Annotated in this window: 13 protein-coding genes; 10 read left to right on the top strand and 3 right to left on the bottom strand. The window is 63.4% G+C overall.

Annotated elements, in window-relative coordinates; all coding sequences use genetic code 11:
* Nucleotides 1-74 precede the first annotated feature (74 nt).
* Nucleotides 75-479: an EF-hand domain-containing protein gene (locus ABD024_RS10190; protein ID WP_343852210.1), complete on the top strand. Its 405-nt coding sequence runs from the start codon at nt 75-77 to the stop codon at nt 477-479.
* Nucleotides 480-483: 4 nt separating this feature from the next.
* Here the strand turns inward: ABD024_RS10190 and ABD024_RS10185 are convergent, their stop codons facing one another.
* Nucleotides 484-939, bottom strand: coding sequence for a cupin domain-containing protein (locus ABD024_RS10185; RefSeq protein ID WP_343852208.1), 456 nt, complete (start codon nt 937-939; stop codon nt 484-486).
* A 155-nt stretch (nt 940-1,094) separates the two neighbouring features.
* On the opposite strand from ABD024_RS10185, the gene ABD024_RS10180 reads away from it, so the two are divergent.
* From ABD024_RS10180 to ABD024_RS10140, 9 genes are all read left to right on the top strand, one after another.
* Nucleotides 1,095-2,486, top strand: coding sequence for an NfeD family protein (locus ABD024_RS10180; protein WP_343852206.1), 1,392 nt, complete (start codon nt 1,095-1,097; stop codon nt 2,484-2,486).
* A gap of 37 nt (nt 2,487-2,523) precedes the next feature.
* The gene (locus ABD024_RS10175) at nt 2,524-3,300 is read left to right on the top strand and encodes a slipin family protein (RefSeq protein WP_343852204.1); all 777 of its coding nucleotides are present in this window, start codon (nt 2,524-2,526) and stop codon (nt 3,298-3,300) included.
* Between the two features lie 65 nt (nt 3,301-3,365).
* Nucleotides 3,366-4,187 (top strand): SAM-dependent methyltransferase, encoded by an 822-nt coding sequence (locus tag ABD024_RS10170; RefSeq protein ID WP_343852202.1) that lies wholly within the window; start codon nt 3,366-3,368, stop codon nt 4,185-4,187.
* 145 nt (nt 4,188-4,332) lie between these two features.
* Entirely contained in the window at nt 4,333-4,599 is a 267-nt protein-coding gene (locus ABD024_RS10165) for a hypothetical protein (RefSeq protein WP_343852200.1), read from the top strand.
* Between the two features lie 88 nt (nt 4,600-4,687).
* Nucleotides 4,688-4,987 carry a hypothetical protein gene (locus tag ABD024_RS10160; RefSeq protein ID WP_343852198.1) on the top strand — a complete coding sequence of 100 codons (300 nt, stop codon included), beginning with the start codon at nt 4,688-4,690 and terminating at the stop codon, nt 4,985-4,987.
* A gap of 31 nt (nt 4,988-5,018) precedes the next feature.
* Entirely contained in the window at nt 5,019-6,803 is a 1,785-nt protein-coding gene (locus ABD024_RS10155) for a tetratricopeptide repeat-containing diguanylate cyclase (protein WP_343852196.1), read from the top strand.
* A gap of 511 nt (nt 6,804-7,314) precedes the next feature.
* Nucleotides 7,315-7,617 carry a hypothetical protein gene (locus ABD024_RS10150; protein WP_343852193.1) on the top strand — a complete coding sequence of 101 codons (303 nt, stop codon included), beginning with the start codon at nt 7,315-7,317 and terminating at the stop codon, nt 7,615-7,617.
* A 52-nt stretch (nt 7,618-7,669) separates the two neighbouring features.
* The gene (locus ABD024_RS10145) at nt 7,670-9,436 is read left to right on the top strand and encodes a tetratricopeptide repeat-containing diguanylate cyclase (protein ID WP_343852191.1); all 1,767 of its coding nucleotides are present in this window, start codon (nt 7,670-7,672) and stop codon (nt 9,434-9,436) included.
* Between the two features lie 200 nt (nt 9,437-9,636).
* Nucleotides 9,637-11,304, top strand: a complete 1,668-nt coding sequence (locus ABD024_RS10140) for a M28 family peptidase (protein ID WP_343852189.1) — start codon at nt 9,637-9,639, stop codon at nt 11,302-11,304.
* A 22-nt stretch (nt 11,305-11,326) separates the two neighbouring features.
* On the opposite strand, the gene ABD024_RS10135 is transcribed toward ABD024_RS10140, so the two are convergent.
* Together ABD024_RS10135 and ABD024_RS10130 are read right to left on the bottom strand one after the other, a co-directional pair.
* Nucleotides 11,327-14,026: a M14 family zinc carboxypeptidase gene (locus ABD024_RS10135; protein ID WP_343852187.1), complete on the bottom strand. Its 2,700-nt coding sequence runs from the start codon at nt 14,024-14,026 to the stop codon at nt 11,327-11,329.
* A gap of 243 nt (nt 14,027-14,269) precedes the next feature.
* Nucleotides 14,270-16,237: an alpha/beta hydrolase family protein gene (locus ABD024_RS10130; protein ID WP_343852185.1), complete on the bottom strand. Its 1,968-nt coding sequence runs from the start codon at nt 16,235-16,237 to the stop codon at nt 14,270-14,272.
* Between the last annotated feature and the right edge of the window lie 118 nt (nt 16,238-16,355).

The following is a 16,355-nucleotide window of genomic DNA, read 5'->3' as shown; positions in this document are numbered from 1 at the left end:
CCGCGATTTTCAGTTTTCGAAGGGTCCAGCCAGGCTCTCTTTCGATGGATTCAGTCTGCCAGGGAAATCATTACATGAAGAATTACGGGTTCGTGACGTTTTGCCTGATCTCGATGACTGCTGGTTTGGTGACCTCCGATTTCGCCGTGGCACAGAACATTACGCCGGAGAATGCCAAGAATTCCCCGCTTTACTTCGCCAATGTCGACAAAAATGGTGACGGCAGTATCGGCCGCTCCGAGGTGCCGAAGGAGCTGAGTGGTCTGCGTGCGAATTTTGGACAGTACGACCTGGATCATGATCATCGTCTCTCTGAATATGAGTACGTGACCTATCTCAAGACCTTGGGGCAGGGTGCGTGTCGCGAGAATGCACATACCGAGGTGAAATGCTCCTCGTCGCCCTACAGCATGAGCACGCCGACCATGGGCGTAAGCGACGTGAATGCGCCGCCGGGGCGCCCCCAGAGAGGCAACTGATTACTCAACGGTATGCTGTTCCGTCCTTGTGCGTGTATTCGGCGGATCCCGGTTTCAGGTGCAGGTCGATGTCCGAGTAATGGCAGGTGTCGTCGTCGCAGCGGGTGCCGATGTCGAGATAGACGGCTGTTTCTTTGCCGCGGTTGATCATGTGGTGGCCATCGGGCACGTTTTTCGGAAATGCCGCACCATCGCCGGCGCGCAGCAACTGCTCGCCGGCTTCGGTGACCAGGGTCAGTTCGCCGGCCAGCACATAGACGAATTCCTCCTCACGGCTGTGCCAGTGGCGCTGGCTCGACCACGCGCCCGGCGGCAGGTGCGTCAGGTTGACGCCGAAATCGGTCAGGCCGCCGGCACGGCCCAGCGCCTGTCGGATGCGCCCGCTGACGGGTTCTCCGTAAGGCGCCGGATAGTCCGAGCCTCGGTGCTCGGGAACCTGGGCGACATTGACCTTCGGCATGGCTTGTTCCTCGCAGCGATGGGGAGGCGGCTTTCGATGAATCATTGTGCACCGGCCAGATCCTGGTTGCGCTGAACCGGTCGGCGATCGGTTTTTGAACGCCGACCGGGTTACAGTGACGGTATCGTCGCTGATGTCATGCGGAGGTCGGTGAGATGATGCGTTGGCTGTGGCTGGTCTGTGTGGCGGTCCTTTGGACGTTGCCGGTGCAGGCGGCGTCTGCCGTCGAACCAGTGGTTGCCGGCCGCACGGCGACCCATGGCATGGTGGCGCAGATCACGCTGGATGGCCCGATCGGCCCGGCCGCCGCGGAGTACTTCGACGACGCCTCGAAACGCGCGGTGGCCGATGGCGCGGTGGCGATCGTGCTGCGGCTGGATACGCCCGGCGGGCTGGCCGACTCGATGCGGCAGATCATCACCAGCATGTTGTCCAGCGAGGTGCCGGTGCTGGTGTATGTCGCTCCGGGCGGGGCGCGGGCGGCGTCGGCCGGCACGTACATCCTGTATGCCGGGCAGGTCGCCGCGATGGCGCCGGCCACCCACTTGGGCGCGGCAACGCCGGTGCAGCTGGGTGGCACCACACCGATGCCGCTGCCGAAAACCGGCGACCAGCCGGCGCCGGCGGGTTCCGCTGCGAAAGACCAGGCGGCAGCAGGCGACGACGCCGAATCGCACAAGGTCATGAACGATGCGATCGCCTATATCCGCTCGCTGGCGCAGTTGCGCGGGCGCAACGCGCAGTGGGCCGAACAGGCAGTGCGCGGCGCGGCCACGCTGACCGCCAGCGAGGCTGCGCAGCGGCATGTGATCGACTTCGTGGCAGCGGACGTGGCCGACCTGCTGGCCAAGGCGGACGGGCGCAAGGTGCAGGTACGCGATCGCGACGTCACGCTGCAGCTCAAGGGCGCGTCGGTGCACGAGTATGCGCCCGGTGCGCGCACGCGCTTCCTGGCGATCATCACCAATCCGACCATCGCCTACCTGCTGCTGCTGGGCGGCATCTTCGGCCTGGCCCTGGAGGCGATGCATCCCGGTGCCATGTTGCCGGGCATCGCCGGCGGCATCTGCCTGTTGGTGGGCCTGTACGCGTTGCAACTGCTGCCGGTGAACTACGCCGGGCTGGCCTTGATGGCGCTGGGTGTCGGTTTGCTGGTGGCGGAGGCGGTCAATCCCAGCGTGGGCGCGTTCGGCGCCGGCGGACTGGTCTCGTTCGTGGTGGGCTCGGTGATGCTGATGAATACCGGGGTGCCCGGTTATGGCGTCAATCTCGGCGTCATCGCCGGTATCGCGGCGTGCGCGGCGGGGTTGCTGGCGCTGATCGTGTGGCTGGTATTCCGTTCGCGCCGCGCCCATCAGGTCACCGGCGATGCGGCGATGCAGATGGACGTCGGTGAACTGCTGGAGCCGGTGGAAGCCGGCGGTGAGGCCTGGATGATGGTGCGCGGCGAACGCTGGCGCGCGCGTTGCGATACCGCATTGCCGGCCGGTGCGCGGGTGCGCGTGGTGTCGCGGCAGGGGTTGCTGTTGCGGGTCGAGCCGGCATGACCCGGCGCGGCCATTTCATGAAAGGCAGGAGATGATCATGTTCGGATTCGTCGGTGTACTGATAATTCTTGGCGCGCTGCTGCTGTTCTCCGCGGTGAAGATCCTGCCCGAGTACCAGCGCGGAGTGATCCTGACCCTGGGCCGCTACACCGGGACCAAGGGCCCCGGACTGGTGCTGCTGGTGCCGTTCGTGCAGCGGATGATTCGGGTCGACCTGCGCGTGACGGTGATGGACGTGCCGCCGCAGGACGTGATCTCGCGCGACAACGTCTCGGTGCGCGTGAATGCGGTGGTCTATTTTCGGGTGGTGGAACCCGACAAGTCCGTGTTGCAGGTGGAGAATTTCCTGCAGGCGACCAGCCAGCTCGCGCAGACCCGGCTGCGCTCGGTGCTGGGCCAGCACGAGCTGGACGAGATCCTGTCGCAACGCGATTCGATCAACCACACCTTGCAGACCATCCTCGACGAGGCCACCGACCCGTGGGGCATCAAGGTCGCCAACGTGGAGATCAAGGACGTCGACCTCAACGAGACCATGGTGCGCGCGATCGCCCGCCAGGCCGAGGCCGAGCGCGAACGCCGCGCCAAGGTGATCCACGCCGAGGGTGAAATGCAGGCTGCCGAGAAACTGCGCGATGCCGCCGCGATGCTGTCGCAGCAGCCGCAGGCTTTGCAGCTGCGCTACCTGCAGACGCTGGCCGACATGTCCAACAACGGCAAGTCCTCGACCATCGTGTTCCCGCTGCCGCTGGACCTGATCCGCCCGCTGATGGAGGCATTCCCGGTAAAGTCCGATCCGATCTCGAACCGCTGAACTGGCGCAGACGTTCAAAGCGGGTGAATAATGCCGCTCACCTCCTGCCAAGACGAGCGATCACCATGGATGCAGCACGTTCACCCGGAAGCCTGGTCTGCGTGGGCCTAGGTATGACCCTGGGCTCGCACCTCGGCCCGCTGGCGCGCAGCCATATCGAACAGGCGGACGTGGTGTTCGCCGGGCTCTCCGACGGCATCGTCGAGCTGTGGCTGAACAAGATGCATGCGGACGTGCGCAGCCTGCAGCCGTATTACCGCGAAGGCAAATCGCGCATGCAGACCTACCGTGAGATGGTCGAGGCGATCCTCACCGAGGTGCGCGCGGGCAAGCGGGTGTGCGGGGTGTTCTACGGTCATCCTGGCGTATTCGCCTGGGCACCGCACAAGTCGATCGAGGTAGCCCGCAGCGAGGGCTATCCCGCGCATATGGAGCCGGGCATTTCCGCCGAGGACTGCCTCTACGCGGACCTCGGCATCGACCCGGGCCGTTACGGCTGCCAGCATTTCGAGGCCAGCCAGCTGCTGTTCTACCGGCGCCGGATCGACCCGACCGCCTATCTGGTGCTGTGGCAAGTGGGCCTGGTGGGCGATCAGTCGCTGGCCCGTTTCTCGACGGGCCCCGCGTACAAGCAGGTGCTGGTCGACGTGCTGGCGCGCGACTACCCGCTCGATCACGAGATCACCATCTACCGCAGTGCCACCTTGCCGATCCAGCAGGCGCGCATCGAGCGGGTGAAGCTGCGCGACCTGCCGCAGGCGAAGGTCGAGATGGAGGATACGGTGGTCGTGCCTCCTGCAGGCCCGCTGCAGCCGAATACGGAAATCCGTGCGCGTCTGGCCGAACTGGATCGGGCGGAGGCTACGGCCCAAGTGGATATTCTGTGAGCAGGTAGACAGGTTGGCGTTGGCGGCGTCCCTAGGATGGTTTGGCGCAGGCTTGCAGTTGCCGGTAATCGGACGGGCTTATCCCGTTTCGATGGCCGGGCGGCCTGCGTATTCCAACCAACCGTACACTCGAGGAGAGAACGCCATGTCCAATATCATCGATTTCCTGGAAACCATCGGGCAGGATGCCAATCTGCGCTACGCTTCGAACGGGGAGATGCAGCACATGCTGGTCAATAGCCAGCTGGATCAGGATATCAAGCAAGCTGTGCTGGCCAGGGATCAGCAACGATTGACAGCGCTGGTGGGGGCACAGAATGTATGCTGCTTGTTGGTTCCCGCGCAGGTACGGTGCTTGCTGGTTCCTGGGATCAACGACGAAGATGAACACTACGAAGAGCGGCGTGCCTGAGTCGGAATGGCCTCGCTGGCGCAAGACGTCAGCGAGGCCGCATTCCCCGGGACGCTGACGAAGCCAACAACAGTCGGGGGAATTGCATATGTCGGATGTTGTCGAATTTCTTGAACGGATGGGGCAGGACGCACAGCTGAGCCGGGCATCGGGCAATGAGCTTGAGCATGTAATGGCAAGCACGGGGCTGGATTCGATTCTGCAGAATGCGATCCTCTCCAAGGACTCATCGGCATTGGAGGCATTGCTCGGCATTGCGGTGCATTGCGCGATGCTCGCGCCCGCCGAGGAGCAGGAAGAGCAGGAGGATGAAGACGGCGGCGAAACTCCTGAGCGCGAGGACGAAACCAGCCGCGCCGCGTTGACTGCTGCGGAGTTGATTGGTTAAGTCAATGCTCGCGTCCGCAACGAATCGCTGGATGGTGATTGTGGGGTGGTTACTGTTCGGACTATCCGGGAGTACTGCCTATGCGATCGTACTCCCGGCTGTTGACCAAAGTGCTTCCCTGCTCAAGGAGGCTGATAGCAGCAGAACACAGAACCACGACAGGTTCCTGGAACTCTTGCAGCGCCTCGACAAGCAGGCTGCGAAGCTGCCGCCCGAGCAGCAGGAGTATCTGCATTATCTCCAGGCGTGGCAGGCGGCTTACGTGGGCGACTATGCGACATCGGATCGGTTGGCCGATATGGTGTTGAACCATTCGCAGGACTCAGTTTTACGCTTTAAAACTGGTTCCTTCATGGTGAACTCTCTTGCAGAGCGTTCCCGCTACGAGGATGCATTCCGGCGCTTAAACTTGCTGCTGTCGCAGCTACATACAATTTCCGACCCAGATGCGCGTGCCTTGGTGCTCACCGTCGCTGCGCTCCTCTACCAAGAGTCGGGGCAATACGACCTTGCCTGGAATTATGCTGACCAGCTTTCCAGTGAAACACAGCAGCCGAACGATTGGATATGTAAAGCCGGCTACGCGAAACTGGCGGCACTTTACAAGGCGGGCAGGCTGGACGGAATTGACGTGCAGTTCCAGCAAGGCATAGATCTTTGCCAGAAGGTGGGCGACGATCTTTATGCCAATGGCATTCGCCTGTATTTGGCGAGAATGGCATTGCAACGAGGTCATTCTGAGAAGGCAATTACGCTTTTGAAGAGCAATTACGACGCTGTACAGAGAAGCGGTTACTCGTGGCTGCTCTCACAGGTTGATGCGTTATTGGCTGAGGCATATTTAGGCGCTGGCCAGGTCACTTCATCGAAGCAATCGGCACTCCAGGTTGTTGCTCGAAGCGCTGGAAACAAGTATTCGGAATCCATGAGTACTGCCGAGCGCGTTCTCTATCTTATTGCCAAGCGACAGGGAAACCTGCAGGCCGCTCTTGATCATCATGAGCGCTATATGACGTCAAATAAGGGCTGGCTGGATGAGGTGGGTACCAGGGCACTCGCCTTCCAGATCGTCCAGCAGCAACTCTTAGCTAAAAAACTGCAGTTAGACACATTGAGCAAGCGGAACGAAATCCTGCAGCTGCAACAGACTCTCGACAGGAAGGCGACTGAAACAAGCCGGCTGTACATCATTCTGCTGATGACTGTGCTGGCATTCATCGCCTTCTGGACCTACCGCATCAAGCGTTCGCAGCTGCGTTTCATGAAACTGGCGAGGCGTGACGGTCTCACCGGCATCTACAACCGGCAGCATTTCGTCAATGAGGTCGAGCTGCAGCTGAAGTACTGCAGGAAGTCGTCGCGCGAGGCCTGCCTGGTGCTGCTCGACCTGGATCATTTCAAGGCCGTCAACGACACCCATGGTCATGCGGTGGGTGATCGTGTACTCAAGCGCGCCGTCACGGCCTGCCAGGCGCATCTGCGTTCCTCCGATATCTTCGGTCGACTCGGTGGCGAAGAATTCGGCATCGTGCTGCCCGACTGCACGCTGCAGCAGGTGCTGGCCCGGGTCGAACTGATCCGGCGCGCCATCTCCACGGCGACGAAGGGTGGCGAGGTGCCTGACGTGCCCATTTCCGCCAGTTTCGGCGTGACCTCCACGACACATGTCGGCTATGAGCTGCGCGAACTGCTGGTGGCTGCCGACGACGCGCTGTACCAGGCCAAGCGTGAGGGTCGTAACCGGATCAACGTGAGCGACGGTCGTGAAAAACCGTGCCTGAGCGCTGTTGGCGTGGCGACAGAAGGAGTGCGGTGACCCCCGTTTCCGTTTGTCTGCCGGCCTGCCCGGATTGAACAGCTGTCGTTCTGCACGCCGCCACAGGTCGACGCAGGCAGGGCTGATGTGATGGTGGCGTCGCCAGTTCACCCTACGCAGGTCGATCACAAGGTTTGGCGCGGCTTTCAGCGCCAGATCAAGTCGTGGTTGGGGCTATTTGAAAGGTTCGGTGGCAGAAGCGTCATCCGCCTGAGGGCGAGATCGACGGGCCGAATGTGCCGATAATCCCGGGCAACGGGTTTTGCACTGGGGAGAGTCTCCAGCGGAACCGGTGACGGCCTGGGGTTACCGATGACTGGCTAGGAAAAACCGGTTCGCTGTGTGCGCCGTCGGGGAAAGGTGTATTTTCGGTTCGTTGGGGCGGGCCAAGGTTTACTGCTTGCAGTGGGCCACGTGTAGGGGTGTAGTGGGGATAAGACTTGCAAGACGGATTGATGCGGCCTTCATCGGGTCGCCAGCTCTCAATCATCCCGACAAGGGGGGATGACCGATGTTCGATGTGATCGATTTTCTGGAAAGAATGGGACAGGACGCGCAATTGCGTCATGCATCGCAGGATGAAGTGGGGCTTGCGCTGTCCAGTGCCGAGATTGATCCGGAGTTGCGCGTGGCGATCCTTGCCAGGGATGAACAGGGATTGCAGGCGTTGCTGGGACAGGATCCCTTCTGTTGCCTGATTAACCCTGCCAAGCCAGACGAGGAACAGGAGGAATGTGACGGCAGCTGCGAAGATGGTGAGGAGAAGAAGAACGACAAGGACAAGGAAAATGATAAGAGAAAGGGTGGGGATTAAAGGTCTGGCTTCACGACTTGCCGTTCTTGGGCCTGTGACCACTGGATAGCTCATGAACCAGGTGGGCAGATACAGACGGATGTTCTCCTCTTGCGCATTTCTGCTCTTGTCTGTTGCGAGTGCAGTTGCTGCGACTGTGCCTGCATCCAACGATCCTGCGCAGTTGCTGAGACAGGCTGAAAGCGCCCAGCCCTCCGATCGTGCCGAGTTCAACGAGCTCATGGGCCGACTTGATCAAGTCGCGATGCGGCTCTCACCCGAGCAGAAGCTGCATCGACGTTACCTTATGGCCCGACAGGTCGCCTTTGCAGGCAACTACGACGAAGCCCTGCCGTCGTTGACAGCGATTGCCGATCAAACTGCGGACCCCGTTCTGGCTTTTCGTGCCGGTGCCACGGTGATTGACCTCTTGGTGGCCGAATCCCGATACGAGGAGGCTTTCACCAGGCTCAATCCATTGCTGGACCAACTGCCGACCATGAAGGAAAACGGCGTCCGCATGCAAGGGCTCGGTGTCGCGGCGCAGTTGTACAAGGAGGCGGGCCAATACGATGCGTCCGTTCGCTATGCCGATCAAATAATCAAGGAAAGTACCGACGCACCAAATGCATGCCGAGGCTGGTTCTACAGGTCGGATGCGTTGTTTGAAAGTGGCGGCGCACAGCTGTCCGTCGATCAACTTCACGAGGGTGCGGAAGCATGCGGCAAGGCAGGCAATACGCTTTTCTCCCTCAGTTTCCAGTATTTGCTGGCGAGCTTCGAGATGCGGCAGGGTCGCCCTGAGTCGGCGATCCATGTGCTGCAAGGGAGCTATCCCAAGGTGTTGCGTGCAGGCTTTCCGCCCCAGATTTCCCAGTTCGAGGCTACGTTGGCCAGGGCTTACCAGAAGAGTGGCGATCTCGCCTTGGCAGCGAAATTTGCCAATGATGCCTTGGCGACAAATGCCAACAGGCTGTATTCGGAATCGACGGCCAACGCCTATCAAGTGCTTTACGAAGTCGACAAGAAAGTAGGCAACAGCCATGGTGCCATGGCAAACCTTGAAAAATACGTCGTAGCCCACGATGGCTACCTGAGTCGGCTCAGCGCGAAAGCACTCGCTTATCAAATCGTCAAGCAGCAGGTGCTGGCAAAAAAGCTGCAGATCGATGAGCTCGACAAGAAGAACAAGATTCTTACCCTGCAGGGAGAGCTGGACAGCAAGGCGGTGGAAACCAGCCGCTTGTACATCGCGTTGCTGCTGCTGGTGCTGGCATCCATTGCGCTGTGGACATACCGGATCAAGCGTTCGCAATTGCGCTTCATGCGGCTGGCGCGGCGCGACGGCCTTACCGGCATCTTCAACCGGCAGCACTTCGTCAATGAGGCCGAGCGGCTGTTGCGTTATTGCCGCAAATCGGCGCGCGATGTCTGCCTGGTGCTGATCGACCTGGATCACTTCAAGCTGGTCAACGACACCCATGGACATGCGGTGGGCGACCGGGTGCTCAGGCGCGCGGTCGATGCCTGCCAGGCGCACCTGCGCTCCACCGACGTGTTCGGCCGTCTCGGCGGGGAGGAGTTCGGCATGTTGTTGCCCGAATGCACGCTGGACAACGTGCTGGTGAGGGTCGAGCAGATGCGCGCGGCGATCGCCGCCGTTTCGGGCGCCAAAGACGCGCCCGGCATCCCGATCTCGGCCAGCTTCGGCGTGGCCAACGCGGCCGACTCCGATTATGAGTTGCGGCAGCTGATGATCGATGCCGATCGCGCCCTGTATCGGGCCAAGCACGAGGGGCGCAACCGGGTCAGCCTTTTTGGCGTCGGCATGCGCAACTGAGCGTCGTGCGGCGCATGATGGCCTGCGGTCCTTGCGATGGCGGCAACATCACAGTGCTGGGGGCCGCAGCATTCCGTGTTTGTCCCCGTAACCGGCGATCGTGGACGGGGCCCGCAGCGTGGACAGCCGGGTGGGGGCGCGTTACAAAGGTGACCGATTCCACCGATGGGAGCGTTCCGATGCGCATCAGGAGTTCCGTCTTGCTGGCCGCCCTGGGCCTGATCGCGTTTCCGCTGCAGGCGGCAACGGGACCGGAGGTGGAACGGGCGCCGTCGATCAACGCCGCCGATTTCGCGCGCTTCGACAAGGCGCTCAGTTCCGACGCGTTCGGCGGGCGCAAGCCCGGCACGGTCGGCGCGCAGCGCACCACCGATTTCCTGGTGGCTGAGTTCAAGCGGATGGGTTTGCAGCCGGGCAACCACGGCTCCTGGTACCAGACCGTGCCGGCCGATTCCACCTTGCTGCTGAATACCGACGTCACCCTGGACGTCACCGCTCGCGGCAAGCCGCTGAAGCTGGCGTACCGCACCGACATGGTGGCGCAGACCCTGCAGGCGAAACCCGAGGTCGCGCTGAAGGACTCGCCGGTGGTGTTCCTCGGTTACGGCGCGGACGCGCCCACGTGGCACTGGAACGACTATCGGGGTGTCGACGTGAAGGGCAAGACGGTGATCGTGCTGGTCAACGACCCCGGCTTCGCCAGCCGCGACCCGAAGCTGTTCGACGGCCGTGCGATGACCTGGTACGGCCGTTGGCCGTACAAGTATGCGGAGGCCGCGCTGCAGGGCGCTGCCGCCTGCTTCATCGTGCACACCAGCGATGCCGCGGCCGGCTATCCGTGGAGCGTGTTGCAGAACGGTTCGGTCGGGCCGCAGCTGAGCCTGCCGGGCAGTGTCGATCCGTCGCCGCGGTTGCCGGTGGCCGGCTGGCTGACGCGCGACGCGGCCACCCGGCTGTTCGCCGCAGCCGGCCTCGATTTCGCTGAACTCGAACGGGCCGCGGCGAGGCCGGGCTTCGAGCCGGTGCCGTTGCACGCGACGGTCTCGATCACCCTGCACAACAAGATCGGCCACATCGAGTCGAAGAACGTGGTGGCGATGGTTGAAGGCAGCGACAAGCCCGACGAGGTGGTGGTCTACACCGCGCACTGGGACCACCTGGGCACCGACCCGACCCGCAAGGGCCACCAGGTCTATGCGGGCGCGATCGACAACGGCACCGGTCTGAGCATGTTGCTGCAGATCGCCGGCGCGTTCGCGCACCAGGCGCGGCCGCCCGAGCGCAGCGTGCTGTTCTTCATGCCGACGCTGGAGGAATCGGGCTTGCTCGGTTCGCAGTACTACGCGGCGAAGCCGGTGTTCCCGCTGAATCGCACGGTGGCCGACATCGCCGTCGACGCGTTGCCGGTCATCGGCCCTGCACGCGACATGACGGTGATCGGCAAGGGCCAGTCCGAGCTGGAGGACATGCTTGCCGGCGTGTTGCGCAAGCAGGGCCGGGTGATCTCGCCGGAGGTCACGCCGGAGAACGGCTTCTACTTCCGTTCCGATCATTTCAACTTTGCGCGGGCCGGCGTGCCGGCGATGCTGGCCAGTTCGGGTCTCGACCTGCTCGATGGCGGCAGGGCTGCCGGCCAGAAGGCGGCCGACGACTATACGGCGCACCGCTATCACACGACGAACGACGTGTTCGATCCGCACTGGGACCTGCAGGGCATCCTCGCGGATACCCAGGCGCTGTATGAGTTGGGCCAGCACCTCAGCCTTGCGGGAGTGTGGCCGCAGTGGTATGCCGGCAGCCCGTTCAAGGCCGCGCGCGATGCCATGATGAAGCCGCCGGTGAAGCCGGCTGCGCCGGCGTCGAAATAACCGGGCGGGTTCGTCGCCGGCCTCAGGGTTTCGCCGGCGGCGTATCCAGCTTGTCGAAGTTGACGATCGCGTTGAACACCAGCGGGTAACTGCCGATGGTTTCACCGCGCCAGATCGGGTTGCTGGCGAACAGCAGCACGTGGCCCTTGCCGTAGCGGGCGTCGACCACGGCGGCGCGTTCGGCCATCTCGTCGCCGCCGTCGAGCAGGCCGGAGATCAAGAGGTTCTTCGCGTCGGCGTAGCGCAGGATCACCCGCGGGCGCTGGTCGGCGGGGATCACCCACGGGTTGTTGCGCATCTGCTCGGCGTTCAGCGGCAGCGGCTGCCATGGCTTGACGTCGGGCAGGGCGGCCGGAGCGATCGAAGCGCGGCCTTCGGGGGTGTCCGTGTCGTGCGGGCCACCGCGTCCGGTCGGGCGCTGGAAGTCCTTCGCGGTCGGCAGGCCACGGTCGCCGGTGACCAGGTTGGATACCTTGAACGACTGGCCGGCCGCGCTGTACAGCGCCAGTTCGTCGCGGCTGTAGCCTGCGGCGATCGGGCTGCTGCGGTCGGCGAATTTTGCCTGCAGCACGCTGCCGACGACTTTCAGCTTGTCGGTTTTCGTGACGAAGACGCCCGGCGCCAGACCGACATCGATGGCGAACTTCGCCGTGTCCTCGGCGGTGATCAGTAGGCCGCCGGCCTGCACGAATCGCTTGAGGTTCGCGACGCCGCTCTCGCTCAGCCCGGGGCGGATATCGTCGGTGGCGTCGATGTGGCCCAGGTTCGGCGTCAATGCGGTGGTCTTCCAGGGCAGCGGCTTGCCCCACATCGGCTGGCCGTCGATGATCTGCTGGGCGCTGGCGTCGCCGATCGGACCGAACAGGATCACGTCGTACTTCGCGCGCAGGTCGCCGGCCTTCGCCACGTCCTGGGTGCTGATGTAGTCGTACGGCACCTGCAGCTTGTCCAGCGCCATGCGCCACCAGCCTTCGGTCTGGGTGCTCAGCCAGGTGTGCATCAGCGCGATGCGCGGCAGTTTCGCCTGCGGCATGTCGACCGCGGCCAGGCCCTGCGGCACGGCGATCGGCCCGTCGAGCAGGCTCATCGGCGCCTTGAGGATCGCGGTGTCGGTCACCCGTACCACCTGCACGTCGAACAGGTCGCCCATCGACCAGCCGGTGTCGTCGTAGGGGTGCTGCTGCGGGTCCTTCGGCGACCAGTACTGGCGGTCGAGCAGGGTATCGACGATGCGCGAATACGGCTGGTCCATGCGCACGACGTAGCTGCCGGCGGGGAAGGTCTGCGTCGCGGCTTTCTTCTTGTCATCGTCCCGCTTCGGCAGCGCCACCGTGACCGGCGCGCTGGTGCGGCTGATCTCCGCGTGCTGCAGTTGCAGAATCCGCAACAGCTGGGCGCGCGAACCGGGGCGCTTGTCGTCGGCCGGAAACACGTAGGCGGCGGGGCCGGCCTGCTGCGGTTTCTCGATTGAGCGCTTGCTCTTCAGGTAGAAGTTCTTCAGGAACTGCTGGCCGTTGCCGGAGAAGTAGGCCAGCGCGGTGAGCAGGCCGGTCTGCTGGTAGTTGTTGTTGTTGCGCTGCGACCACAGCACGGTCGGCAGCGGCGGGTTCGGCTTGTACCAGGTGCGCTGGTATTCCTCGGGGTCGAGGATGCGCTGCACGGTGTCGGCGCCGGCGTTGCCGAAAGTTTCGTACAGGCGGCTGATGCCGTTGTGCATGGCGGCGATGAACATCAGGTAGCCCGGACTCCAGGTGTCGAAGTCGCCGTGGGTGAACACGCCGGGCATGCCGAGCCGGGTCAGCTGCTGCACGTTGTCCCAGCCCAGCTGCTGCCACTCGCCGGTGAGGATCGGGTCGATCCACGCGTTGTACGGGCCGTCGCCTACGGTGTTGTCGTACAGGAACGGCACCGACTCGTGCAGATCGTGCAGCACCTGTGCGTGCCAGCCGACGAAGGTGTCGGCCACGTTGCGGGTGAGGTTCAGCGTCATCCCCATCGCGTCGCGGTTGTTGTCGTGCGCCACGTAGTGGCCCCAGTACAGCAGCCGCGGGTAATTCTGGCCCGGATGCGCCAGGTGCCAGTTGTACAGGTCGGCCATGCGGTCGCGGCCGTCGACCTCGACCACCGGGGTGATCAGGGTGATCACGTGCGAGCGGATGTGCTGGATGTACGGCGCCTCGTCCACCGCCAGGCGGTAGGCCAGTTCCATCAGCGCGGTGGGCGAGCCGGTCTCGGTGGAATGGATGGCGCCGGTGATGTAGTAGACCGGCGTGGACTGCGCGATCAGCTGGTCGGCAGTGGCGTCGTCCATGCCGATGCGGCGCGGGTCAGCCAGTTTGGCCAGGCGCGCCTTGTTCGCGTCGAGGTCGGCTAGCAGGCTTTCGTCGGCAATCGCCACCGCGATCATCTCGCGGCCTTCTTCGCTCTTGCCGATCGAGAATACCTTCACCCGCGGGCTGGCGGCGGCCAGTGCGCGGAAGTAGCGGTGGACGTCGGCCACATGCGGCAGGTAGTTCGGTGCGCCGGCGATGTGGCCGAGCACCTTGTCCGGCGTGGGTACGCTGGCGGAGGCGGGCAGGTAGTCAGTCAGCGGCGAGTTGAACGAAGGGTCGGTGGTGAACTTCAGGATCTGCGCCGTGTACGCCTGGTCGATCGGCTGGGCCGTGTCGCGGGCGTATGGCGATGCGGTGATCGCCACGTCGCCCGTAGTGGCCGATGCCATGGCGCCAGCCGTGCCAAGCGCCAGCAGAGTGGCAAATGAGAGCCGAACGGATACACGCATGATGGATTCCCCTGGGACGGCCGACGACAGATCGTTGCACTCTGCCAGAACATGGACGGAAGCGTGTAGCCCATTGGTTGGGTGAGCGCGACCGGGGCATGCGGCATGAACCTTCTCACCATGCCCTTGCCGGTTTGCGGGCAGGAGCATGGTCGAGCAGTCGTCGCCCGATGCGCGCCGTCGTTATTTCGTCACGCCAGGACCGATGTTCGTGCCGAGGAACTGCACCAGTTGGGTATACAACTCGGTGTTGTGCGCCTCGTCGTAGAACCCGTGCATTTCATCAGGCTTGAACAACCATTCGTGCGCGATGTGCCGGTCCGTCAACGCCTGGTGCAGGCTGAGTCCCTGGATCGGGGGCACACGCTGGTCCTTGCCACCGACGACCAGCATCACATGGGCCTTGAGAGCATCCAGCTGGTTGATCGGCGAGTGCCGGGCCAGTACGGCCACGTCATCGCCCAGTTGCCGCTTGAGGTATTCCTCGCCGTAGCTGGACTGCGGGATGTCGCCGCGGTGGTACATCAACGGCAGGTCGTAGATGCCCACGTAACCGATTGCGCACTTGTACAGGCCGGGTTCTTTCACCGCCCCCTCGAGCGCCGCGTAGCCGCCGTAGCTGGCACCGTAGATACAGATGTGCTGGGGGTTGGCGATACCTTGTGCGATCGCCCAGCGGGTGGCGTCGGTGACGTCGTCCTGCATCTTGCCGCCCCACTCGCGCCAGCCGGCATGTTCGTAGTCATAGCCGTAGCCGCCGGAGCCGCGATAGTTCACCTGCAACACGGCATAGCCGCGGGTGGCCAGGGGCTGCACGAGGGTGTCGTACTCCCAGCGGTCGCGCATGCCAAACGGCCCGCCGTGAACCAGCACCACCATCGGCAGGTGTTTCGCGTTTTCCTGGCCGGGCGGGAGGCTCAGGTAACCGTGCAACTTCATGCCGTCACGCGCGGCGAAGTCGAACGGTTGCTTGAACGCCATCCGTTCCGGCTTGATCCACGACATGCGGGCGAGCAGGGGCGTGAGCTTGCGCGTTTTCGCGTCGTACAGCAGGAACGTTCCCGGGTCGACATCGGCGCCCACCAGCACCACGCTCTGGCTGCCGTCGCGCGTACCCGAGACAAAGCGCACGCTCTCGCCGGGGAATTGCTTCATAAGGGTCAGCAAGACCTGCGCGTCGGTCGATTGGCCGTCGAACAGCGCGGTGCCGGTACGGCCGTCCATGAAGCCCACGCCGAGGATGCTGTCGTCGGCCAGGCCTTGCAGCAGATTGTCCGGTTCGACGGTGGGGTTGCTCCACACGACCGTCTGGGACTGCTTCGCCGGATCCCATCGGCAGATGCCGAAAGCACCAGGCGCGGGGCAGGTGAAATAGGCCGCCGTGTCGTCGCGGTCGAACTCGATCGGGGTCGAGCGGTTTTTGCTTTCCTCCGGCAGCAGCTGCCAGCCGTCGCCGTCGAGCGGGTGCAGGTAGACCTTGGTGTTGCCGTCGTTGTCCCAGCCCACGGCGAAACGGATTCTGCCCTGGTGGTCCGCGACGAATTGCGCGCCGCGCAGCGGCGCGACGATGAGCCGGTACTTGTTGCCGTTGCGCACGTCCATGCGGTAAGCGGTCGGCAGGCTCAGCTCGTTGCCGTCTGCCGACCACGAGCTGATCGCCACCAGCACATGGTTGGGGTCGTCTGGAATCGTGGCGATGAACCGGGCGCTGCCATATTCCGCCGTGGCATGCTGGATGTGCGAGCCGGTACTCATGCCGGGCCGGCGGTAGCCGTAAAGCGTGTCGGCGCCGTTGCCATCGGCATTGACCGCAAACAGTTCGCCGGTCGCCAGCGGCGCATCGTAACCGCCGACACGGGTGCCTACCGAGTACAGCACGCGCGTGGACGACGCCCACCAGAAATTGGTGACGTCGTTTTCCTCGCGCGGACGAAGCAGCTTGCCCTTCATGTCGGACAGGTGGATCAGGGCCAGCACGGTCTGCCCCTTCACCACGGCGGTGGCCGCGAGATACTGCCCGTCCGGGGAAATCTTGACTTTCTCGTACTGGGCGTGTCGCGCCAGTTCGGCGAACGAAACCGGCTGGGCATGCAACCCAGCGGCAAACGGCAAGAGCAAGGCCGCAACGATCCAGCGTCGCACGTTCATCATCTGAACTCCCCCGGTCGTGATTTCGCGGCTGCATCTTGCGTGCAGCCGCGTCCCCGGTGCCATTTATAGCGATCAGCAGGGTCGGGGGCAATCAAGCGGTCAGGGGGCGCGGAGCACG

It is taken from the genome of Rhodanobacter soli (genome assembly GCF_039523495.1).
Lineage (GTDB): Bacteria > Pseudomonadota > Gammaproteobacteria > Xanthomonadales > Rhodanobacteraceae > Rhodanobacter > Rhodanobacter soli.
Note: the sequence above shows the minus strand (reverse complement) of the source record. Positions and strands in the feature narration are given on the sequence as shown.